The organism is Paenibacillus sabuli, assembly GCF_014705605.1.
Lineage (GTDB): Bacteria > Bacillota > Bacilli > Paenibacillales > Paenibacillaceae > Paenibacillus_D > Paenibacillus_D sabuli.
Map to the genome: position 1 here is coordinate 102,188 of NZ_JACXIZ010000032.1, position 24,950 is coordinate 127,137.

10 protein-coding genes are annotated in these 24,950 nt (G+C 63.3%); 5 read left to right on the top strand and 5 right to left on the bottom strand.

Features of this window, described 5'->3' with window-relative positions:
- The first annotated feature begins 191 nt into the window (after positions 1–191).
- Positions 192–2,624 (top strand): helix-turn-helix transcriptional regulator, encoded by a 2,433-nt coding sequence (locus IDH44_RS18110; protein WP_190920132.1) that lies wholly within the window; start codon positions 192–194, stop codon positions 2,622–2,624.
- Between the two features lie 252 nt (positions 2,625–2,876).
- Here the strand turns inward: IDH44_RS18110 and IDH44_RS18115 are convergent, their stop codons facing one another.
- The 3 genes from IDH44_RS18115 to IDH44_RS18125 form a co-directional block, all read right to left on the bottom strand.
- On the bottom strand, positions 2,877–3,854 hold the full coding sequence (locus tag IDH44_RS18115; RefSeq protein ID WP_190920134.1) for a GNAT family N-acetyltransferase: 978 nt from the start codon (positions 3,852–3,854) through the stop codon (positions 2,877–2,879).
- A gap of 117 nt (positions 3,855–3,971) precedes the next feature.
- Positions 3,972–5,018, bottom strand: coding sequence for an ADP-ribosylglycohydrolase family protein (locus tag IDH44_RS18120; RefSeq protein ID WP_190920136.1), 1,047 nt, complete (start codon positions 5,016–5,018; stop codon positions 3,972–3,974).
- A gap of 236 nt (positions 5,019–5,254) precedes the next feature.
- The gene (locus tag IDH44_RS18125; RefSeq protein ID WP_190920138.1) at positions 5,255–11,710 is read right to left on the bottom strand and encodes an S-layer homology domain-containing protein; all 6,456 of its coding nucleotides are present in this window, start codon (positions 11,708–11,710) and stop codon (positions 5,255–5,257) included.
- A gap of 263 nt (positions 11,711–11,973) precedes the next feature.
- On the opposite strand from IDH44_RS18125, the gene IDH44_RS18130 reads away from it, so the two are divergent.
- From IDH44_RS18130 to IDH44_RS18140, 3 genes are read left to right on the top strand one after another with little or no spacing between them, the layout of a single operon-like run.
- Complete coding sequence (locus tag IDH44_RS18130) at positions 11,974–13,032, top strand: Gfo/Idh/MocA family protein (RefSeq protein WP_190920140.1); 1,059 nt, start codon at positions 11,974–11,976, stop codon at positions 13,030–13,032.
- A gap of 34 nt (positions 13,033–13,066) precedes the next feature.
- The gene (locus IDH44_RS18135) at positions 13,067–13,915 is read left to right on the top strand and encodes a Gfo/Idh/MocA family oxidoreductase (protein ID WP_190920142.1); all 849 of its coding nucleotides are present in this window, start codon (positions 13,067–13,069) and stop codon (positions 13,913–13,915) included.
- Between the two features lie 13 nt (positions 13,916–13,928).
- Positions 13,929–14,837: a helix-turn-helix domain-containing protein gene (locus IDH44_RS18140; RefSeq protein WP_190920144.1), complete on the top strand. Its 909-nt coding sequence runs from the start codon at positions 13,929–13,931 to the stop codon at positions 14,835–14,837.
- Between the two features lie 249 nt (positions 14,838–15,086).
- Here IDH44_RS18140 and IDH44_RS18145 read toward each other — a convergent pair whose 3' ends face one another.
- Both IDH44_RS18145 and IDH44_RS18150 read right to left on the bottom strand, forming a co-directional pair.
- On the bottom strand, positions 15,087–19,919 hold the full coding sequence (locus IDH44_RS18145) for an S-layer homology domain-containing protein (RefSeq protein WP_190920146.1): 4,833 nt from the start codon (positions 19,917–19,919) through the stop codon (positions 15,087–15,089).
- A 1,016-nt stretch (positions 19,920–20,935) separates the two neighbouring features.
- Positions 20,936–21,895: an alpha/beta fold hydrolase gene (locus IDH44_RS18150; protein ID WP_190920148.1), complete on the bottom strand. Its 960-nt coding sequence runs from the start codon at positions 21,893–21,895 to the stop codon at positions 20,936–20,938.
- 313 nt (positions 21,896–22,208) lie between these two features.
- On the opposite strand from IDH44_RS18150, the gene IDH44_RS18155 reads away from it, so the two are divergent.
- On the top strand, positions 22,209–24,686 hold the full coding sequence (locus IDH44_RS18155; protein ID WP_190920150.1) for a helix-turn-helix domain-containing protein: 2,478 nt from the start codon (positions 22,209–22,211) through the stop codon (positions 24,684–24,686).
- Positions 24,687–24,950 lie beyond the last annotated feature (264 nt).

Consider the following 24,950-nt stretch of genomic DNA (forward strand, 5'->3'; position numbering starts at 1 on the left):
ATGCGGTGCGTCGCGCGATCAGGGAATCTTGCGATTCTTTGCGTTTTTCGCGAAAAACGCCTTTTTTTCAGCCTTACATTAAGAAATGATAAGGATCGAAAGCGTTGATTATTGAGCCCGTCCGAACGGCTCATGCTATACTCATTTATATGGATGGAGCCGAGAGAGCGATTAATGAAAGGAATCCTGACATGAAGCGACCGATCCGAATCCCGAACATTTCAAACCACCAGCTGCCGCTTTTTTACACGCTGCTCTGCAGCTTCGTCGCAATTATCGTCCTGCTGGCATCGATCCATTTGGCCTCCTACTCGTTTTTTCGCAATCGCATCAAGGACGAAATTATCGTGAACAGCGGGCTCAACCTCAACACCACAGCCACCAATTACGAAAAGCAATTTAAAGTTGTCCGCAGTTTCATGCTCGGCTACCTGTTCGATAACGACACCCAGGTGCTCAAAAGCGGAGGCGACGCCATTCGCTACGATGTCGTCTCGCGCGTGCAGCACGAGCTGCAAGCGACGATGAATAATGCGCAGCTCTATTTGGACAACATTATTTATTTTTTCAAGGACACCGGCTTCGTCTTCGACCGGGACGGCACGCGCGATGCCTCGACGATGTTCACGAAGTTCTATGCCAGCGACACGTATACCGAGGCGTTCTGGAAGGGCGAGGTGGAGGAGGTGGACAGCTTCCGGGTGTACCCCTCCGCTGTGTTCCGCATGAACACGGCCTTTGAGCAGTCGTCGCACGGCAATCTGATGCCGATTCTGATCAAGAGCCCTTACGACGAGCGGCTGGCTTTTATTTTGCTGCTCAAGAGCCGGGCGGTGTACGAGGCCTTTCACCAGCCCAAGCCCGGCAGCAATCTGTACATTCTGAATCCGGACGGCCAGGTGCTGTTCCATTCCGCGCCGTCCGCCGAGCTGCCGGCGCAGGTGCGCGCCGCCGCCGGCCAGGGCTACGACAAGGTCGGGGACACGTATTATTTTTACCGGCCCGGACGGGAGACCGGCTTGCTGTATGTCGAAGCGGTGGCCGACCGGGGCCTGACCGACCAGATCCGGCAGCTCAATACCATTATGCTCGCGCTGCTCGGCCTGTCGATCCTGATTGGTCTTGGCGTGTCGTACGTCATTGCACGACGGTTCCATCACCCGCTGGCCAGGCTGATCCGTTCGATCCAGGCCTATAGCGTACTGGGCGGCCCTCGCGCCTCCGGCAGCCGGATCCGAGAGTACAACATGCTCCACACGACCTTTGACCAGCTCTCGCGCTCCAATGAAGCGATCCATCTCGACCTGCAGGCCAAAAATTCGATGCTTCAGCAATTCGCTTATATGGCCAAGCTCAAGAAGATTGCGGCCGGCGCCGCGCTGGAGCCATCGGTCGGCACCGATCGGCCGTATCGGATCGTGCTGGTGCATCTCGAATTCAAGGCGCGCTTCCTCACGGAAATCTCGAGCTCGCCGCACCGTGCCTTCAATACATACAAGGAGGTAATCGACCTGCACTTCTCCGGCCAATATCCCGACTCGCTCACCTTCCAGATGGAGCGCGACCAGATTCTGTCGATCCTCTTCCTGGACGAGGAGCCGGACGGCCTTGGAAGCGCCGGGGGTGCCGCTCCAAGTGCCGTAGTAGGAGGCATCGCGGGCGTCGGGGGCCGCGAGAGGACTGTCACGAAGATCGGCGAACCAGGTGCCGCGAAGAGCGAGGCGCAGAGCGGCGCTCCGGCCGCGGCTCCGGGCAGTGCAGGGCCGGCTGCCGCCCACGAAGCGGAGCTGGCGGGACTGGTGCAATTGTTCGAAGCAGACTCGGCCTATTGCAACTTTACAATTGCGCCGAGTCCGGTGCGCACGCACACGACCGATTTCGCCGAGACGTACCAGAATGCGCTCGATCTGATCGCACAGCGCAGACTCGGCGAGGACGTGCAGGTCGTCACCGAGTGGCGCCCCTTGCCCGAGCTGCTCATTCCGACGCCGTCGGAAGAGACGGAGCTGGCTGCGAATCTGCAGGCCGGCGTGGATGCGGTGACCGTCCCGCTCGTCGACAAGCTGCTGGATCAGCTCGAGCAGGGCGGCGCGGTGGCGGCGCAGGTACGCGAATTCGCCAAGGACGTCGTCAATCGGACGATCAAGGCGATGTATGCGCGCAACGTCCCGGTCCAGGCCGTGATCGACGGCGACGCCGTGTACGGACAGGTGGAGAACTGCCACACGCTGGAGCAATACAAGGCGTTTTTTCACGCCTTTCTGAGCCGCTCGGCGGCAGCCATTCAGGAGAAGAAGTCGGAGACGGACCCGATCACCAAGTTCGTGATCGAATACGTGGAGGGCCATTACGGGGGCGATCTGTCGCTCGACGCCCTGGCGCACAAGCTGGGCATCACCGGCCCCTACCTGTCCAGCTACTTCAAGGAAAAGACCGGCACCAACTTCAGCGATTATATCTACACCGTACGCATGAACAAAGCGAGCGAAATGCTGATCGAGACCGATCTGCTCATCCAGGAGATCGCGTCGCTCGTCGGCTATCTGACCGTCGCTTCGTTCAACCGCGTGTTCAAGCGCTACACCGGCATGACGCCGAGCGAATTCCGCAGGCACAAGCGGTGACAGCAGGCAACCAGGCAACCAGGCAACCAGCCGGCCAGTTGGCGGGCTGGCATGAGGCCTCGCCACGAGGGCGAACCGGCGAGGTCATTTCTTCAAGGATGAGGAAAGCGACATCAGGCTTGCGTTGCGGCGAGGCGACCAGTTCAGTTGCCTTCTCACCGTACTCCCTATCTCCCACGAAATAAAAAAGAGCGCACGCTGGTCTAATTTCAGCGTGCGCTCTTTTTGACGACTGTGGTCGTCCGACCGCCGTCATGCCATCGCCTTCGCATAGCGGACATAAGCTCGCCACGTCTCGTAGCCCAGCTTGCCGTAGAAGTCGACGAACGGCGTCGTGTCGATCACGATCGCGCGGCAGCCGCGATGCAGCAGGAAGTGGATGCCCGCCTGCACGATCTTGATTCCGTACCGGTGGCCGCGGTAGCGCTCGTCGATCCCGAGCGGCCCGATGCCGCCGAGCGGCTGCTCGAACAGCGGCGCCCAGTAGATATTCTGCGCCAGCAGCGGCGAATCCGCATCGTTGATGCGGCAGAAGCCGATCGGCTCGCCCCCATGCTCCAGCACGACATATTCCCGCCCCGTGCCGCCGCGCTCCCAATACGCCCGATGCTGGTAATCCCATGCGCCCGGAAAGCAGCGCGCCATGAATGCCGTCATCGCCTCTCTGTCTTGCGGCGTCGCCAGACGCATCGTCGCCTGCGTCTCGCCGAGCTCCGGCAGCGCCACTTCGACATCGGCCGCATAGGCACGACGCATGTCGTACACGGTGCCCTCCTCGGCGTAGCCGCGCCGTTCCAGCCAGACACGCGTCTGCTCCAGCTCGGCCGGCAGCCCGGGCGCGAGGCGGCTGTACAGATCATTGCCCAGTTGGATGCGGCGCGCCCCGCGGGCGGCGAGCACTCCCTCCGCACGGCGCAGCAGTTCGCCGCCGATCCCCCTGCCTCGCGCAGCCTGCGCGACGAGCAGCGAATGGATCCAGCCGTGCTCGCTGCTGATCCCGTATGCCGCGAGGCGCGTGCCGGGATGCTTGGCGACGACGAAGCCGATCAGCCGCCCGGAGGCTGGATCCTCCGCCGCCCATGATCCTTCGTGCAGCAGATTCTCGTCCTCGAATACTGTCTGCCGCAGCAGGCGCTGCCGCATCGGCAGCGCCTGCCCCAACTCCTCGTTCCATAGCGCCTGCATGCGATCCAGATGCGCTTCGTCGAGCGGCATCAGCTTGCATTTCATTGTGCACTCCCCCTCAGCTAGCTCTATGCTAACCGTACCGGAAATCGCGGCGCAGTGGTATAAGCCATTTTTCAGATTCTTTGCCTATGATCGGATGCCGGGACGAGCGAGCCGCCGTCAATCTCCCGGATAGCGCGTCGGTTCGAGCTGCCCTGCCAGCCGATAGGCAAGCAGATCGTCCGCCACCCGGAGCAGCACATCCTGCAGCTCTACCCCTGCGGCCCAGTCCGCGGGTATCCGATCGTACCCGAGCGCGGCGCCCAGAATATTGCCCGTAATCGCGCCGGTGCTGTCGCTGTCGCCGCTGTGATTGACCGCCGCGATGAGCGCTTGCCTGAAGTCGCGCGCATGCTTGAGTGCGCAATAGACGGCGATGCCGAGCGCTTCCTCGCCGACCCAGCCCTCGCCCAGCTCGGCGATCGCCTCGACGTCGGGCCGGTCTTGCTGCGCGAGCCTCACCGCCGACTGCAGACACCGCGTGCATTCCTCATGCCCCGTATAGCCGGGCAGGACGCCCAGCGTAGCCGCGACCGCCGCTTCCAGGGACTGCCCTTCGATGATTGCGGCGACCAGATACGCGAGCGCGCCGGCGGACAGGTAACCGCTCGGATGGCCATGGGTCAGCGCAGCGTACTTAACCGCCATGTCGAAGGCTTGTTCCTTCGGATAAAAAAGTCCGGCGGGCGCAGCCCGCATCACCCCGCCGCAGCCCTTGCTGTCGTTGATCGGCCTCTCCGCCGTGCCGATCGTGCGGCTCGACAGCGCGCTCAGGCACGAATGCCCCGGCGCCCGGCGCGCATACAGCTCCTGTACGTCGAGCAGCCAGCTTTTATACGCCCATGCGTAACCGTCGTACTTCGGGTAGCCTTGCGTCAGCAGCCAGCGCTGATAGGCATAATAGACGGCGGACGGCGAATGCGCGATTCCCTTCTGACGGCCCCGCGACTCCGCGCGCAGGATGCCCTCGGCCGTGAACAGCGTCATCTGCGTATCGTCCGTAATCTCCGCTGCGCCGGCGTCGCCGGGCTGCAAGTCGCGGATGCCGCCGCTGCCGTATTTGGCGAGAATCGTCTCGTAGCTGTCGAATTCCACCGGCCAGCCTAGTGCGTCGCCGATGGCGCCGCCGACGAGACAGCCTCTATAAAAAGCGGGTGTGCGCTTCATCGTGAACCCCCTCATCTTCAAATTACCAACGCAAAAAACGCCCCATCCTTGTGGCTTAAATCTACTATATACTATACGCCTGCAAGCCGCCCGGACACAAACGGCGCTCGGCAGCCGCGCCTCATGAACGGCGAAAGAAGCCTCCCGCAGCCGCGCCTCTCAAAAGAAAAAACCGACGCTCGCCCGAGCGTCGGCTTCTCTCTCGATCCCGCCGGGACACGGCGGTCCCGACTAGACTATGGCAGCGGCAGCCACTGCTCGCCGCCTGCCTCCCTCACTTCGTACGCATGGTCGACGGACGCCTCCATGATGTCGGCATACGCCCAGTGGCCCGCCGTCACGTCCGGCCACTCCAGCTGCTCCGCCCCGTAGAGCGGGCCGCGTCCGAATACGCGGTTGAGAATCGTCACCGCTTCGGCCCGCGTCAGCTGCCGATCCGGCGCGAAGCTGCCGTCCGGATAGCCGCCCATGATGCCCGTCTCCTGCACGGCGGCGATGATGCCGCTCGCCCAGTGCGACGCCGACACATCCGCGAACGGACTGCCTGCGACCTCGTCCAGACCCAGGTTATTCGCCACGACGGCCGCCATCTCGGCGCGCGTGATGCCCGACTGCGGACGGAAGCTGCCGTCCGGGTAGCCGCTCATCAGACCGGCTTCGAGCGCGCGGGCAATATCTCCTGCCGCCCAATGCGACGCCGCCACGTCCGGGTAGCCTGCTGCTGTCTTACCCGTCAGCTCGGCAAGCCGCGACAGCATCGCTGCCATCTCGGCGCGCGTAACGTCGCGGTCCGGGCGGAAATTGCCGTCCGGGTAGCCATTCATGTAAGCATCATGCGTCAGCACCGCATCCGCCGGGAAGTGGATGATCGTGAAGGTGCTGAAGCGGTCGATGCTGAATTGTAGGCCCAATGCGCCATCCGCCATCGTCACGACCTCGCCGCGTACGACTTCCTTGTCGCCGTCGGAATGCTCGATGTACACGCCCATGCTGCGCAGGTACAGCTCGCGCGCCGCTGCCTGCTCCGGCAGCGCCACCTCATCCATCGGCAGGATCAAGGTAACCGGACGGCTCGACAGATTCGTCTCGATCGTCATCGGACGCGAGACGACCTCGGCGTCGTCGTCGCCGCTGATCGCACGGACGACCGCTTCGGTACGCGCCCGATCCTCGACTTCGCCGCGCTCCTCTTCATCGCGCACCGGTACCAGTCGGAAGTAGAAATCCTCCTCCAGCCCTTCCAAGGAGCTCGCCGGCACGAGGATCACGCCATGCGGCGAACGGATCTCCAGGTCGATGCCATGCTCCTGCAGCTGGCGCACCGTCGCCAGCGGCACCTCGATCGACGCTTCGTCGATCTTGTCCTCCGCATCCGGCACGAGCACCGTGATGCGCGATTCCTCACGCTCCAGCGCCTTGCCGATTGCTTCCTCCGCCTTGGCGGCATCCAGCTCGACGCGGTCGGTGACGCGGCCGTCGGCATGACGCGTGCGCTCCAGCTCGACGAGCGTCACATTGTCGTCATCGCCTGAGATCACATCAACGGTGATCGTCTCGGTGTTGGTCGCCGGCGGGACGAACGGCCCGCCGGTCGAACGGCGATTCAGATCATCGCGCGCCTCCGTCACAGCTGCCAGCGCTGCGTCTACTTCGCGCTGCGTAGCAGACGGGTCGTCCAGCACCGCTTGGGCCGCTGCCAGCGCGTCCTCCAGCGCCTTCCAGCTCGACGAGGTATAGCGTGATTCGCGCAGCTCCTCGGCGTCGATCTCCTCGACCTTCGCCTGCAGCGCCGTCTTGTCGACGACGAGCTGATTGTCCGCCGCTTCGTCGAAGCCGTCCACCGGCAGACCCGTCTCCCCGCGCAGATTGCCTGCCTCTGCATCATAGGCGACCGTGACAGCCGTATCGATATCTACGGCGTCAGGCAGGGTGAGGATCAGTGTGGCGCCGTCCACTGTGAATCCGGTCGGCGTCACCGTCTCGCCGTTGACCGTCACCGTGAAGCCGGCCAGATCGTCCAGTTTCACAGTCTGGTCAAAGGCCAGCACAACTTCGCTCGGGGTCCTCACCGTGATCTGCTCCAGCTCCGGCTCCACCATACCCGCGAGTCCATCATAGGCAGCATCCAGCGCATCCAGCGCATCGGCTACCTCCTGCTGTGTCGCCTCCGGATCGGCCAATACCGCCTGCGCAGCTTGCAACTCGTCCTGTAGCGCCGACCAGCTCGCAGGGGTGTAATTCGCTTCCGTCAGGTTGGCATCGTCGATCTCATCGACCTTGGCCTGCAGCGCCGACTTATCGACCTCCAGCCAATTGCCCGCTGCTTGCTCGAAGCTTGCGACCGGCAGACCCGTTTCGCCCGTCAGGGTGCCCGGGGCCGCCGCATCATAGGCGACTGTCACGCTCGCATCCGCATCTACCGCCGCCGGCAGCGTCAGCGTCAGCGTATCGCCGTTCACGGTGAATCCCGCAGGCGTCACCGCTTCGCCGTTCACGGTCACCGTGAAGCCGTCCAGATCGTCCAGCATGACCGTCCGATCGAAGGCCAGCTCCAGGTACGTCGAAGCGGTCACCGTCGCGCGCTCCAGTACTGGCGCCGTCAGCCCCTCCAGGCCGCTATATGCCGCATTCAGCGCATCCAGCGCTTCGTTCACTTCCTGCTGCGTCGCTGTCGGATCGTCGAGCACGTCCTGTGCAGCGGTCCGCGCCGCTTCCAGCGCTCCCCAGCTTGCAGGCGTGTAGTTCGCTTCCGCCAGCGTACCGCCGTCCACTTCGCCGGTGATCGCATCGGCTCTGTCCGCCAGCGCCGACTTGTCCACCGTCAGATTGTTGACGGCCGCTTCGTCGAAGCCGGCTGCCGGCAGACCGGTCTCGCCGGTCAGCGTGCCCGGCGCAGCCGCATCGTAGGCCACCGTCACGCTCGCGTCCGCATCCACCGCCTCCGGCAGCGTCAGCGTCACCGTGTCGCCGTCCACCGTGAAGGCACCTGGCTCCAGCGTGACCGGCGCGCCGTTCACTTCGACCGTGAAGCCGCTCAGATCGGTCAGCTCGACCGGCTTGTCAAAGGTCAGCTCGACCGCCGTCGGACTCGTCACGGCGATGCCTTCCAGCTCAGGCGCGGTCAGGCCGACCAGTTCGTTGTAGGCCTCATTCAGCGCCGTCAATGCGTCGTCTACCTCCTGCTGCGTCGCTGTCGGATCGTCGAGCACGTCCTGTGCAGCGGTCCGCGCCGCTTCCAGCGCTCCCCAGCTTGCAGGCGTGTAGTTCGCTTCCGCCAGCGTACCGCCGTCCACCTCGCCGGTGATCGCATCGGCTCTGTCCGCCAGCGCCGACTTGTCCACCGTCAGATTGTTGACGGCCGCTTCGTCGAAGTCGGCTACCGGCAGACCGGTCTCGCCGGTCAGCGTGCCCGGCGCAGCCGCGTCGTAGGCCACCGTCACGATCGCGTCCGCATCCACCGCCTCCGGCAGCGTCAGCGTCACCGTGTCGCCGTCCACCGTGAAGGCACCTGGTCCCAGCGTGACCGGCGCCCCGTTCACTTCGACCGTGAAGCCGCTCAGATCGGTCAGCTCGACCGGCTTGTCAAAGGTCAGCTCAACCGCTGTCGGACTCGTCACGACGACGCTGTCCAGCTCGGGCGCAGTCAATCCGACCAGCCCGGTGTACGCCTCATTCAGCGCCGTCAACGCTTCGTTCACTTCCTGCTGCGTCGCTGCCGGATCGTCGAGCACCTCCTGCGCCGCCGTCTGCGCCGCCTCCAGCACCGCCCAGCTTGCAGGCGTGTAGTTCGCTTCCGCCAGCGCGCCGCCTTCCATCTCGTCTGCGAGCTCATCCAGCTTGTTGGCGAGCGCCACCTTGTTGATCGCCGCCAACGCCTCGAACGGATTCGCCGCGACATGGCTTGCCGCGTCCCGGACATTGCCGGTGCCGTCGTAAGCGATGGTGACCGGTTCGCCAGAGGCGAGCTCCGCATCCGGGAGGGAGATCAGCAGCGTGTTCGGGTCTGCGGCATCCACCTCATAAGACGCGGCGCTCAAGTCAAGCACGGTGTCCCCGACACGCACCGTGAAGCCGTTCAGGCTGCCGACCGCTACTGCACGGTCGAACGTCAGACGGAGCGTGTGATCATCCGTATCCGATGCCGCCAGTTCCAGCGCCGCCTGCGTCGGCACCGGGTACTCGAAGCCGAAGGTAAAGTAAACGCCGTCGGCCAGCTCTGCGCTGTTCAGCGTGACCGTACCATCGGTATCCGATACCGCATAATACGCGACATTGGCCTCCATATCCGCCGAATCGCTCACGATGAGATACGCCGGATAACCGACATTGTAATCGCCCTGGTCCATCACTTCGTCCGCTCGCAGCGTAATCGTCGTATCTGCCCAGTTCGTCTTGTCGACCTTGTAAATCCGCGCCAGTGTTGCAAGCGACGCGTCCGCATACTCCAGCCGAAGGCCGTCTTCGTAGCTGGCCTCCGCGCCGTTGTCGCCGAACAGCAGGAACGATCGGTCCTGCGCGATCGCCGCCGCATTTTGCGAATTGGATGGCGCGACAGCGTCACCGACCGCAATGGCCACATTCCCGTCCGCTTCGGACTTGGACTGCTTCTGCAGTTGGTTGCCCTCGTCGTCGCGTCCAATGCCGGTGACGCGGTTGCTGTATGCCGCGTAGTCTGGATTGGTGAAATCCCAGAATACCGTGCCGGCCGTGCCGTCCCAATTGCTCGCCACATAGTACTCGGCATTTTGCAGCGTCAGGCCGTATTTTAAGGCCAGATAGCTGTTCACGCGATCCCGCTCGGCCGGAGCCAGCTCGCGATCGAACAGGATCATTTCCGGTATTGCACTGCCTTGCAAGACCGAATTATGACCTGCCCCAATGTAATAGCGACTAAAAGCCGTTAATGTTGGGAATCCAAAACGATTGCCGGTTGCATCTGTCGCTTCGAACTCCTCGTCATACAAAGATGTTCCATTCAAGCTCAGGCGCCATGATTCAGGAGAGCTCAACACGCGCAGCAAGCCCGCCTGGTTCAAGTTCGCAACCGGATCCGTCAGCGTTACTTGCGGATTCGACACGCTGCGGCCAAAATAGGTGCTGAACCCGTTTGCTCTGTAATGTGCTCCGCTCGCATATGCGCCACCCAATTCCCAAGGAAATCCGGAGTTGCCGCCAGCGGCCTGCACCGAGAACACTTCACGCGTGTTATCGCCAGTGGAAAAATTGGGCGTCCAATAATAGCGCGCCCCGGTCATGCCAACATTGAAATTCATGGCCGCGCGGTTGCTTTCATAGTTAAAGGCGCTAGTAGGTGCAATCGCCTCCCACATGCGGTCGGCCGCGAGATCCTGCAGCTGCTGGACATCGCCATTGCCGTCGATGACCCCCGCTTCCGCACTGCGCTTCATGTCCACCCAGGAGATCAAGCCATCCGACACTCCGCCCGGGGAGACATCGCCCGAAGCCGCTACCGTGAGCCCGGTCCGCGCCGCCTCCAGCCGCTCGAGCGCCAACCCGATATCCTCGGCAGTGGCGTTCGCATCGTCCAGTACATCCTGAGCCTTGTCCATTTCGATCTGCAAGGCATTCCAACTCAAGGGCAAATAATCGGTGACGTCGAGGCCCTCGCCCGCAATCTCGTCACGCTTCGCCTGCAGCGCCGACTTGTCGATCAGCGTGACCGTGGCGCTGATCGAGCGGCTCGTATCGTCGCCCGGCATGCCGCCGTATTCCACGACGTAGCCCAGAACCGAATTGTTCGTGTTGGCGAAATCATTCCAAAGTCCGGAAGTGGCCCCGCCGCTGTAAATGTGCGTAACATATTCTTGTCCGCTATGATCGTTGGGTTCCCCGCCGGCCCAATTTGTATACATCAGGCCTGTCTGCGGAACGCCGTAGACGGCATCGGCCACAGCACTGCCGTTACCTGTCAATCCGGTGTAGAATACAAGACCGCTTCCGCCATCCTGCAGACCTTCCGGCCCCGTCACCCAGCGCCACTCGACATTGGCCGCGTTCGCCGGCCCGGTTACCACGCCGCCGCTCACGGCACGGTTGACGTCCTTGCCGCCGATCCAGCCGATGCCTTGCGCTTTTTCCTCGATGAAATCATTTTCGGCCTGGCTCGTAATGGTGGCCAGGTAGCCCTGAAGCCCGAAGTGAACACGCGTTGCCGCCGCCTGAACCGCCTGTTCCCAGGTCAACCCTCCGGCAACGATGTATTCATAGTAATGGCCATTGCCGCTAAACCCGAGCGCCGTGCCGAGCGAGAACGTGATCTCGCGCTTCCTCGTGCCGGTCGCCAACGCGGCAAATTCGGCGCCCTGCAGCACGGCCTCGTAGTCCGCAGGAGTTGCCGTGCCGGACAGGACGTAGACGCCATTGCCCTCGTCACTGACCATAATGCCCGTCGCCCCAGTATCAAACGTCAGCGTATCGCCCGGCTGATAGCCGTTGATGACCGCATTGGCGCCGTCCAGCGTCTCGCCGATATCTTCTGCAGAGATGGACAAGATATCGAAAGAAGAACCAACAAAATCCATATACGCGGAAGAAGCGTCAATCTCAATTGTACCCGGCGCCGCGTGCACCTTGGCCGGCGCCGGCAACGCAAACCCGCTCAGTACCAGTGCCAGCGACAAGGTCATCGCCAGCCAGCGCCGGATGACCTTCTTTTTTCGTGTGTCGATCAACTTGAAAAACCTCCTTGCATCGATTGCTTATTCTAGTGCGTCTCTTCCCGATTGAATACGGCAAACCATTCTAAAACCACTCCGGTCGGTCGCTCCCTCCTTCGCATGGAAAATCCAAGAAAACAATATCGCAGCTACCTCTACAAAACCTTTACAGGTGTCACAAAACACAAATTGGGACAACCAAGAAGTCAGATTCGCGCCTGCATGCCTTCGCGCAAACGCGCTACAATAAGAAGAGAACAAACGAGGAGGGAAATCCATTGTCCACGATGAAAATCGCCATCATCGGCTGCGGCACGATTGCCAGCAACGCCCATATCAAGGCTTATATGGCCAATGCCGAAGCGGAGATCAAATATTTTTGCGATCTGATCCCCGAGAAAGCCGAAAAAGCCGTCGCCGAATTCGGCTGCGGCATCGCCATCACCGACTACAAGGTCGCGCTCGACGATCCGGAGATCGAGGCCGTCTCGATCTGCACGCCCAATCACGTCCATGCCTCGATCTCGATCGATTGCATGCGCGCGGGCAAGCATGTGCTCTGCGAAAAGCCGGCCGCGCGCACGTACGCGGAGGCGCTGGAGATGCAGCAGGTCCAGCACGAAACCGGGTGCGTGCTCAACATCGGCGTCGTGAACCGGTTCAACTCGGCGGTCAACCATATCAAGCGCATGGTCGAGAACGGCGAGCTCGGCGACGTGTACCACATCTATGTCAGCTTCCGCTCGCACCGCTCGATTCCCGGTCTGGGCGGCGCCTTCACGACCAAGGCGATCGCCGGCGGCGGCGCGCTCATCGACTGGGGCGTGCATTTCCTCGACATCGTCATGTACTGCCTCGGCGATCCGCGCCCAGTGGCCGTCTCGGGACAGGCCTATTCCAAGCTCGGCGCCGATATCCCGAACTATGCCTACACGAGCATGTGGGCCGGCCCGCCCAACCCGGAGGGCACGTACGACGTCGACGACTTCGTGACCGCGCTCGTGCGCACCGAGGGCCCGACGATCTCGATGAACGGCGCCTGGGCGCAAAATATCGGCGAGCGGGAGATGTACATCGACTTCCTCGGCGACAAGGCCGGCATCCGCCTGCAGTACGGCAGCGACTTCAAAGTTTACGGCGCCAAGGACGGCGTATTGCTGGAGACCGCACCGTCCTTCCGCTCTGTGGACATGTTCCAGGAGGAGATCGACCGCTTCGTCGCTTGCATCCGCAGCGGCGAGAAGCTGCCGTCGCATATCGACACGGTCATCCTGTCCTCGCAAATTATTCAGGGCATCTATGATTCATCGGAGTCCAAAAAGGAAATCTTGTTCTAGAGGCAGATAGACGCCAAGGAGGGATCGGCAAGCGATGCAGACGATCGGCTTCATCGATTATTATCTGGACGAATGGCATGCGAATAAATATCCGCAGTGGATCGAAGCGGCGTCGGGCGGAGAACTGAAAGTGACATGCGCCTACGGCATGGTCGACGCCCCGAGCGGACGGACCAACGCCGCGTGGGCAAGCGAGATGGGCATCGAGCTGCTCGGCAGCATCGAGGAGGTCGTGGCACGCTGCGATTACCTGATCGTGCTCTCGCCCGACCATCCGCAGTATCATGAAGAGTTGGCAAGGCTGCCACTGCAGTCCGGCAAGCCGACCTATGTGGACAAGACGTTCGCGCCGGACCGGGCGATTGCGCTGCGGCTATTCGAGCTGGCGCGGCAGCATGGCACGCCGCTCTTCTCCTCTTCGGCGCTGCGCTTCGCAGCCGAATACGAGGCGGCCGCAGGCAAGCGCCTCGATACCCTCGTCAGCCGCGGGCCCGGCCGCTACGGCAATTACGCCGTGCATCAGCTCGAGTCGATCGCGATGCTGATGGGCACGGACGCGAGCCGGATCATGGCGGTCGGCACACAGCAGGCCCCGAGCCTGCTGCTGCAGTACCCGGACGGCCGCCAAGCGAGCATGACGCATATGGCCGGCAGTCCGTTCGCGCTGGCTTGGCTGGAGGACGGCGGTCAGGCCGGCGAAGCGGTGGCCGAGGGTGATTTTTTTGCTTCCTTTATCGCGAATCTGGTACAATTTTTCCGTACCGGACAGCCACCCGTCGCCCCGTCTGTCACCGTCGCCGTCATGACGTATATCGAATATGGCGCGAAGGCGATGCAGACGCCGTATCAATGGGTGGACTTGCCGGCAGTACAAGGCGAATAGAGGCGATCGGAGCATGACCAAGCGCGATTCCCAGCAGGCGGGCCGCCTGTTTCACTTCGACAATTACTTCGAGCGCGGCGAGGCCGTCTACGGCATGGTCGAGCTCGTGCAGATCGGGGAGATTGCGTGCGAGCGCGGCTACGAGATCGCGCCGCACGAGCAGTCCTGCATGGAGCTGAGCTGCATCGTCTCGGGCAGCGGCACCGTGCGCGTCGGGGACGAGGAGCTGGCGGTGCGCGCGGGGGATCTCGTGTTCAACAACGCCGGCCATGCCCATGCCATTACGGCCAGCGACGCCGATATGCTCCGATTCATCTACATGGGGTTTCATTTCACAGCACTAGCCGACCGGACGTTCGCCGCGATGCGGACGCACTTCCTGTCGGCTCCTTATCATATTGCCCGGGACGCCCCCTCGCTGCTGCAGCCGTTCCAGCGCAATATCGACGAATTCTACGCCAGACGCCCTTACTCCGCCGCGATGATCCGCGGCTACTGCGAGGAAGTCCTCATCTCCGCCTACCGCGCCTTCACCGGCGGCGGCGATCCGGTGGCGCGCTATGCCGCAGGGCGCGCGCCGCACTCGGCCGGGCACACGGTCTACGCCGTCATCCGGCATATCGAGCGCCATCTCGAGTCGCTGGGCAGCATCCGCTCGATCGCCGAGACGCTGAACTACGATGCCACCTACCTCTCCCACGTCTTCAAGGCCCGCACCGGGATGACCGTGCAGCGCTACATCCATCACAAAAAAATCGAAAAAGCGCTGGAGCTGCTCAGTCGCGGCAGCCTCACCGTGAGCGAGGTCGCAGAGCGGCTCGGCTACGAATCGCTGCAGTCGTTCAGCAAGGCCTTCTCGCGCGCGATGGGCTACCCGCCCTCCCAGCATGCGATAAGGGAGAGCCTCCCAGACAACGAATAGGCCGGGCCGCGCGACGCGCAAGGTGAAACGAGCAAGCCGTCCTTTGGTGGCGAAACGACGGGGCGGTCTTTTATGGTGCAGCAACAAGTCACGCACAAAAAGGAGCCTGTGCGCATACCCGAGCACAGGCTCCTTGCATGGCTTGCCGAACTCGCACCCGGCATCGGTCGTCCGGCAGCCGTCATACTGCCGTACACTGCCGCACATGCGCGCCGGGAGCCGCGCGCGCTTATCGGGAGCCCGCAGCCGCTACTGAGCGCTGGTCGCCGCCATAATCGCGGCATATGCCCAATGCGTAGCCGGTACGTCCGGCCAGATGGGCCGCTCCGCTGTGCCCGGCTCGTAGCTGCGTTCGAACACGCGATTGAGGATCGTCGCCGCTTCGGCGCGTGTTAACGTATCATGCGGGGCGAAGCGGCCATCCGGATAACCGCTCATGATGCCTGCCGCGCGCACCGCCGCGATGGCGCCGCTCGCCCAATGGCTCGTCGGCACGTCCGCGAATGGACGGTCCGGCGTCTCCTCCAGCTCCAGCATATTCGCGACCACCGCCGCCATCTCCGCACGGGTGATGCCCGCCTCCGGGCGGAAGCCGCCGTTTGGATCGCCGCTCATCAGGCCCGCCGCATGCGCCTGGGCGATCGCGGACGCCGCCCAGTGCTGCGCGTCCACATCCGCATAATCGAGCGCTGCGCCCGCCTCGTCCAGCTCCGCCAGACGGCTCAGCAAGACTGCCATCTCCGCACGGCTGATCATCCGATCGGGGTGGAAGGTGCCGTCCGGGTAGCCGCTCATGTACGCTGGGGCGTCGTCTGCGGGCAGTCGCAAGATGGTGAACGTGCTGAACCGCTCGTTGGCGAACTGTACGCCATAGCGTCCGTCCTCCAGCACGACCGCTTCACCGCGTGCCACCTCGGCGTCGCCCTGGGAATGCTCGATGTAGACGACCAGCCCGCTCAGGTATTGCGCGCGCGCCTCCGCGCTGCTCGGCAGGTCTCCCTCCGTGAGCGGCAGGACGAGCGTCACCGGACCGCTCTGCAGGTCGGTCTCGATCTTCATCGGCCGCGCGATCGCCTCCGCCGCATCGCCGCCTGCCGCGCGCACCGCCTGCTCGGCGCGAGCCCGCGTCTGCAGCGCCTCGCGCGCCGCCGCGCCGCGCATCGGGACGAGCCGGAAGTAGAATCCGCCCTCCTGCCCATCCAGCGCATCGGCCGGCACGATGATCACGCCGTGCGGCGAACGAATCTCGAGCTCGATGCCGCGCTGGATGAGCTGGCGGACGGCACTCTGCGGCACCGTCACCGTCGCCTCGCTCGAGGTATCCGCGTCATCGGGCACGAGCACCGTGATCCTCGCTTCCTCGCGCTCCAGCGCCTTGGTGATCGCCGCCTGCACCTGGACGGCGCCCAGCTCGACCTGGTCCGTGACGCGACCGTCGGCGCGCGTCCGCTCCAGCGCCACATCGATTACGATGCTCCCCGGGGCCGCGCCCGGATCGGCCGGGATCGTCTCCGTGCTCGTCGCCGGCGGGAAATAAGGGATGAATGCCCCGCCGCTCGTGCGCCGGGTCAGCCCGGCCCGGGCTTGGCCCAGCTCGCCAAGCGCCTCGTTCACTTCCTGCTGCGTCGCTCCGGGATCGCCCAGCACCGCTTCGGCGACCTTGCGCGCCGCGCCCAGCGCGCTCCAGCTCTCGCTCGTATAGGCGGTCGCGGACAGCTCCTCGGCGGCGATTGCGCTGAGTCTATCTCGCAACGCCGACTTGTCCACCGTCAGCCGATTGTTCGCCGCCCGGTCAAAGCTCGGCGCCGGCAGACCGGTGGCGCCGCGCAGATTGCCCGCGCCGGCCTCGTAGGCGATTGCAGCCTGCGCTGCCGCATCGTAAGCACCGGGCAGCGTCAGCGTCAGCAGGCTGCCGTCCAGCGCGTATCCGGTCGGCGTCACCGCCTGACCGCCGATCGTCACGGCAAAGCCGCTCAGATTATCAAGCCTGACCGTCACGGCAAAGCGCAGCTCAAGCGTACGCGAGCCCGTCAACTCCACCGTATGCAGCACCGGCGCCGGCACGCCCTCCAGTCCGGCATGCGCCGCCTGCAGCGCAGACAGCGCATCGGTTGCTTGACGCTGCGTCGCCGCCGCGTCGGCCAGCACGGCGCGCGCATCCGCCAGCGCATCCGCCAAGACCGTCCAGCTGGCCGGGGTATACTTCGCTTCGCTGAGATCGTTGCGCTCGATCTCGTCCACCTCGGCTTGCAGGGCAGCCTTGTTCACCTTGAGCCAATTGGCCGCCCGCTCGTCAAAGCCGACCGCCGCCATGCCGGTCGCGCCTTGGATATGGCCTGCCGCGGCGTCGTAGATGACCCGCACGGCCGCATCTGCATTCAGCGCTGCAGGCAGCTCCAGCACGAGCGTCTCGCCTGTCGCCTCGTAGCCGCCGGGCGTCGCCGCCTCGCCATTGATCCGAATCGTCAAGCCGTCCAGATCGGCGACTGTGATCGCCTGATCGAACGTGAGCGCCAGCTCGGTCGCCGCCACCAGCGTGGCGCGCTTCAAGCGCGGAGCCTGGAGCTTCTTGAGTCCGGCGTATGCCGCATTCAGCTCGGTCAGTGCCTGATCCGCATCCTGCTGCGTCGCTGCCGGATCGTCCAGCACCGCCTGTGCCGCAGTGCGCGCGGCCTGCAGCGCCGCCCAACTGGCCGGCGCGTAATCCGCCTGCTCCAGCATCGCGTCGGCAATGGCGTCCAGCTTGGCCGTCAAGGCCGCGCCATCCATCACGAACCGGACCTCCACTGCCTGGTTGAAGCCGCGCGTCGCCAGCTCGGTCATGCCGCGCAGACTGCCGCGGGTCTGGACATACGCAATCGTAACGGTCGCGTGCTCGGCTACGCTCCGCGGCAAGAACAGCGCCAGCGCGTCGCCCGCCTCGCCCTGGACGGCATAGCCTGCCGGCGGCACGATCGAGCCATCGACGCGCAGGGTGAAGCCGTCCGCATTGGTCAGCTGAATCTGCTGATCGAAGGTCAGCAGCACCTTGGTCGGCGAGGTGACCTGCGCAGAGACCAGGACCGGCGGCTGCATGTCCTGCAGGCCGCTGTAGGCCGCGTCCAGCTCGGTCCGCGCCTCATCCGCAGCCTGCTGCGTCGCCTCCGGGTCGCCGAGCACAGTCTCCGCCGCGTCCAGCGCATCGACGAGCCGCTGCCAGCTCTGCGCCGTGTAGTCGCGCTCGAGCAGCATGCCGCCGTCCAGCTCGCCGCCCACCGCAGCCGCGAGCGCCTGCAGCGCCGCCAGATCGACCAGACCGTCATAGGCCGCCTGTAGCGCCTCCAGCGCCGCGTCCACCTGCTGCTGCGTCGCGTTGCCCGCGAGCAGCGCATCGTCCGCCTCCTCCAGCGCCTGCTGCAGCCCTTGCCAGCTCGCGGCGCTGTAGTCGACCGCTTGCAGGCTCGCTGCCTCGATCTGCACGATCAGCGCTTGCAGTGCCTGCCGATCCACATTGAGCAGATTATCCGCGAGCCGGTCGAAGTCGTCTGCCGCCAGACCGGTAATGCCGGTCAGATGGCCGGAAGCCGCGTCGTAGGCTACCGCCACGACCGCATCTGCGTCGACAGCCTCAGACAGCTCCAGCGTCAGCTTGGTCCCCTGTGCTTCGTACCCGGCCGGCGTCACGGGGAGGTCGTTGACGGTCACGACGAAGCCCGCCAGGTCGCTTGCCTGGACAGCCTCGTCAAAGCTCAGCACGACCTTGGTCGGACTCGTGACCGCGACGCTCAGCAGGACGGGTGCGGCCAGATCCACCAGTCCGTCGCGAGCGGTCGCCAGGGCAGCCAGGGCCTCGTCCACCGCCTGCTGCGTCGCTCCCGCGTCGGCCAGCAACGTCAGCGCCGTGGTCAGCGCCTCGGCCAATGCGCTCCAGCTCGCCGGCGTGTAATAGGCCTCGACCAATGCCTCGTCCGCAATCGCGTCGCGCTTGTCACGCAGGTCGGCAATGCGCACCAATCCGTCGTACGCCGTGTTCAGGTCCGCCAGCACCGCGTCCACGTCCGCTTGTACGGCCGCGGGATCGTCCAGCACCTCCCCGGCCGCAGTCAGCGCATCGGTCAGCGGCGGCCAGCTGCCGCTCGTGTAGTCGGCTTGCGCCAGCTGCTCGTCCATGATCGCCGTGTAGCGGCCGGTCAGCGCTGCCGTGCCGACCAGCGCGTCGTACGCCGCATTCAGCTCAGCCAGCGCGCCGTCCACCTTCCGTTGCGTTACCTGACTGCCAGCCGGCATTTCCTCCGCTTGCTCCTCGTCATACGCATCAAGCACCGCTTGCGCCTGATCGAGCGCATCGGTCAGCGCTTGCCAGCTGGCGTCGGTGTAGTCGGCCTCCACCAGCACCTCGTCGTCCACTTGCCCCTGAATCTCGGCGGCGCGATCCGTCAGCGTCGAAGGATCGACGACGACCTGGTTGTCCGCCTCTTGCTCGAAGCCGTCCAGCTCCAGGGCCAGCTCGTTGCCGGTGATCAGATTGCCGCTGGCCTCGTCGTAGACCACGGTCACGGTATCGTCTACGTCGATCGCCGTGATCAGCGTGATTGTCAGCAGCTCTTCAGCGAACGTATATGCCCCGAGCTCCAGCTCTTCATCCAGCTCAAGCTCCTCATTCTTCACGTTTACCATGAAGCCATTCAACTTGTCCTTGACATCAACCGGCTCGTCAAAGGTCAGCACCAGCTCGGTCGGATTCGCCACTACGGCACTCTCCAGCACGGGCAGCGGGACCCGCTCGAGCGCGTCATAGGTAGAATTGAGGTCGCTCAGCGCATCGTCGACTTCTTGCTGGGTGGCGGCTTCATTCTCCATGACCTCGTATGCCGTCTGAGCCGCACTTTCGAATGGATCCCAGGTGGCTGTCGTAAAGGCCTCCGGATTCAAATCCTCATTTAATATTGCATCAAACTTTTCCTGCAGCGCCGACTTGTCAGCATCAGGCGCCGCCTTGGCCATATCGCGCACCGGAATCGCGAAGCCGCTCAGCACCAGCGCCAGCGACAAGACAATCGCCAGCCCGCGCCGCCAAGCGTTCCCCCCATAGTTGCTCAACATTCGAACAATAACCTCCTTCAAGTCATTGAATCCTGTTTGTCTTGCTTAACAGCGTGCAACAAGGCGGGCCCATCTGCGATCGACGGGCGCCCCCTCCACACCTAAGGGACATTTTTTTCCGTTACCGATTACAAGTATATTCAAGGCGCAACGGCGACACCGGCCTCTAGCGGCGACACAAGTTACGATCCGAGAAAGTTAACTTTTTAAAATAATGCCAAGCTGTGTCCAGCCTGGTACTTTCTCTTACCATGTACGATAGAGGCGTCACCTGTTGTTTTTCACGCTGTGCAGAATTTATCAGGTCAAGTATAGCGGATTTGTCTAAACAAAATCTGAACAACCGATGGACACCCCTTCTGCGGGCGAGCAAACGAAAAAATAGGACCTCCGGTCTGCGCGGGGTCCTATCCTTATTTTTCATAACTAACAAAACAGACCGTTCAGCAAAATGGACCGCACCAGGCCCGAACACGCGCGGACAGCGGGTCCCGTCACAGCGACATGGGTAGAGACGGGCGCACGTTGGCGGGCGGCAGCTCTAACGGTCACCAGCGGCGCCTAGCGCAACAATTGAACGCGCGCGCGGCTCTAACGGACACCAGCGGCGCTTAGCGGGCATTTCCGTCACATACAGGGCCCATTATCCCCGCTAAGCGTCCCATATGACCGTTACACGTGGAGGAGAGTAAAAAAAAGGCGCTAAGCGTCTCTCATGTTCTCTCATGTCCATTACATCCGCAGCCCCTGGCGCCAACAGCTCCCTTTCCGTTACAGTCGGCATGCGGTCAGCATGGGGGCGACATACAGCAGGCATACAGTCTGTTGCATCGTGGATGCCTCGCTGCCGGGGAAGCGCACATGGATCGGCCTTCGACGTTTCGCTCTTCGGCGATTCGACCTTTGACGATTCGGCCTAGGGCGCTTCAGTCTTCGACGTTGCGACCTTCGGCGATTCGACCTTCGGCGTTTCAGTCTTCGATATTACAACCTTCGACGACTCGGCCTAGGGCGCTTCAATCTTCGATGTTGCGACCTTCGACGTTGCAACCTTCGACGATTTGACCTTCATCTTTTCGTGCTAGGCGTTCGTCGGCGCCCGTTGCAGCGACGAGCGGCGGGGACGGTGAAGCCAGGCGGGCAATCTCATCCACAATCAAGCGCGGCTCGCTGTACAGCACCATATGGCCGGAATTCGGCGCCGGCACCCAGCGTGCACGGTCCAGGCTATCCACCGTCCGCTTGTGAGCGGCAATCAGGGCCGGTCGAATTCTGCGGTCCGCCTTGGCGATCTCCGTACCGGAGATGACGGTCACCTCGAGCCCCTGCAGCTCCGGCGGCTGCACGCGCAGCCGCGTCAGCTCGTGCACAAAGACCCTCGACTCGTTGGCCACCGCACGGGCGGCGGCCAGTGTGAAATCTTCTGCGCAATGGTCCTTGTATACGTCTGCAGGCAGCACCCGCCCTTCCTTGCTCCCCATCCGGCGATACAACCCGAATCGCGCCATCGGCGGGAGAAGTCCGCGCATAACTGCAAAATTCGTCCTGGCCAGTCTGGAAAAATAAAGCGCGCAGTGCTCGTCGGAAGGATCGACCAGCACGAGGCCGCGTATACGGCTCTTGTCCATCGCAGCCACCGTCCGTACAATCGGGCCGCCCCAACTGTGTCCGACCAAGATATAAGGGCCCGGCCCCAATGCGGTCAACAGCTCAGACAGATCCTGCGCCATGCGTGCGAGCGTACGCGGCGACGCGTCCGGGTCGCTGCGACCGAGCCCGGCCCGATCGTACACGACCGTCCGCGCATCAGGTGCAGCCATCGGCTGCACTAGCCCCCACGCAGAACGGCTAGCGCCCATACCCGACTCAAAAACGACGGTCGGCTCTCCGCTTCCCTTCCACATATAATGCAGCCTGCGTCCGTCGGCAAGTGTCAGGTAGCGGCTTGCCCCAAGCGAATGCGAATGTGAAGTCATGGGTCCCTCCGATTCTTTCGATTGTTCTTTTATTGGCCTCCTTCCATTATAAAGCATCATCAGGCTTGAAAGCATAATCAAGCATGCCGCTGTGTGCGAAACAGATGAAAGGATGCGCGATCCGATCATTTTGCAGACAAATTCGTTCAAATTCTAGCTAATCGTTCTTCCTGCCGGTATAATGAAAGAATAGTTTAAGCCAAATTCTATTTAGGCCAAATTCTACCGCGCTATTCTTTCCATACCGAATGCCGGAGCCGTCCTTGGGCGGTCTCGGCTCGCAAGGCATTGCATTTGCACAGGAGGTCGAAGCGTGAACGCAAATCTACAGCCCCCCCGCCGGCCTGCCGGAACAGGCTTGAATTGGAACCGCTTCAAATCGAAGCTGCTTTTTACCTATACATTGTCCTACATCCTGATCTTCCTGGTGCCGCTCTCCGTGGTCACCTGGTTCATCTACCATAACGCAACGGCCAACCTGCGCTCGGAGATCGAGCAATCCAACGTCAATCAGCTCAATCAGGTGCGCCTCTCCATCGACAACCAGATGACCAATCTACTCGAAATCGCAGGCAAAATCGCCTATGACGAACGGCTCACCAAGTATATGGTCTCGCACCCGTACTACAGTCGCGAAGCGATCGCCGCGCTGGCGAAGTACAAGGCCAACAACGCGGTGCTGGAGGAGCTGTTCCTCTACTATCGCGGCGAGGACCGGATCTATTCGAACCTGGGCATGACCGACACCGGGGTCACGTTCGGCGAGCGCTTCCACTTCGCGCACTGGCAGCCCGAGGCCATCGAGCAGGCGCTCAATGAGACCGTCTTCACTACGGTCCGGCCGGCCGAGGACGTCGTCGTCAATTCGCGGCGCGAGTCGATGCTGGCGATGCTGATCCCGATCAAGCCGAACGATCCATATCCGTACGGCACGCTGCTCTACCTGATCAAGGAAGCGCAGCTGACCGGCGTCATGGATACGATCCTGAGCGACTTCTCCGGCAGCAGCTACATCTTCTCCGGTTCCGGGGAGATGCTGACAGCCAATTACCGGGGCGATGCGCTGCGCGATCAGGACCAGGCCGCGCTGACCGCGCTTGAGCCCGGCATTCACAGCCTGGAGCTGGGCGGCGAGCGCTACTCTGTCGTGACCGTCCAATCCCGGGTTAACGGCTGGACTTACGCCACGGCGATTCCCAGCTACCAATTTTTCGGACAGGTCGGACAGGTGCGCACGATCATCTGGCTCGTCTTCGGCTTCACCGTCCTGATCGGTATCGCCGCTGCGATGCTGCTGGCCCGGCGCCAGTACCACCCGATCCGCGACCTGCTGGACATCGCTTCGCTGCGGGGCGATGTGCGGGAGCCGTCCAAGGGGCGCAACGAATGGGAATGGATCAAGCAGACGATCCGCGATTATCATGCCCGCATCGATCTGCAAGAGCCGTATGTGCGCAATCAGTGCCTGCTGCTGCTGTTCAAGCATGGCAAGCCCGGCGATCCCGAGATCGAGCGCATGATCATGCAGTCCGGGCTGGAGCTGCCGTGGCGCGGCGCCTGCTTCACGCTGCTCCTGAGCTGGGACGGACAGAGCCGGGACGCCCGCACCTGGGCGGATATGCAGCACCTGCTCGAGCGGCTCGGCGAGCTGGAGCTGCCGGAGCAGCAGGCGCGCATCTACGGCGTCGAGCTGACCGGCGCGCATCAGTTCGCGCTCATGGCTGCGCTGCTGCCTGCCGGTGCCGAAGGTGAGGCTTGGCCCGCCGCCGCCGACGCAGCACGAGGCGCCACGTTGGCGAAGGACGCGGCTCGACGCGTCCGGGACACCGGCGACGCGGCTCGTCACGTCTGGGACACCGGCGACGCGGCTCGTCACGTCTGGGACACCGACGACGCAGCGCGGCGCGCCGCGCGCGTCGTCGAGGCGCTGGACGCTCAGCTGGCGGATCTGCTCCCGCAGCGCCCGAACATCGGGGTCGGCACGGTCTACCCCGATCTGGGCGGACTCAGCCAGTCGTTCCTTGAGGCCGCCTCCGCGCTGGAGCAGCGGCTGCTGACGAATAGCGGCCGGATCGCCTATTTCGAGCAGCAGACGGAGCAGCCGGATGCTGCCGGTCCGAGCGAGCAATACTGGATCCCCAAGCGCTCGATGCTCAAGCTGGAGCAGTCCCTCAAGCAAGGCAACGAGGGCATGGCGCTGCAGTTGATCGCCGGCATCATGGAGGAGATCCAGCGCAAGAGCGCCTCGGTCGCGCTCATGCGCTGCCTGTGCTTCGAGGTGCTCAATACGCTGCTGCGCACCGCTGCCGAGCTGGGCGTCGCCGATGCGCGCCACGACCTGTCGGCGCTGCACGCCTTCGAGACGATGGAGGAGTTGGAGCGCCAGCTCGGCGCACTGGCGCTGCGCATCTGCAGCGGCAGGGCGCATCAGACGGAGACCGAGCAGCCCGAGCTCATGGACGAGATCGTCGCCTATGTCGCGCACAGCTACGCGGATTACACGCTCAGTCTCGAGCATGTCGCGCTCAAGTTCGACATCTCCACCTCCTATCTGAGCCGCAGCTTCAAGGACAAGACCGGCACGAACTTCTCGCAGTTCGTCTGGCAGCGCCGGCTCCGCGAGGTCATCCGCCAGCTCGAGCAGACGAGCGCGCCGCTCAAGGAGATCATCGAGCGCGTCGGCTATCTCGATGCGCCGAACTTCATCCGCAAGTTCAAGAAGGAGACCGGCTGCACGCCCGGCCAATACCGCAAGCTGCACGGCGGCGGCTCGCTTCCGGAGGGCAAGTAACCGTGCCAGCGAATGTGCTAGCGGACGGGAATTACTGTGGCGGCGACCAGTTTCTCTTGCGCACCGCGCGCAGCTCCCAGCGGGCGGGATCTCACTGCATGACGTCAGTCGGTCGACCACATGCAGGTGACGGCGGCGGGGTCACATGGGTCGCGGTCGCGGCGGAGGGGATGCCGCTTCCCCTCCTGCAGCCGCCATTTTGGCGGCTATTCGGCGTCCCCGCGCCGCTTCCCCTCCTGCAGCCGCCATTTTGGCGGCTATTCG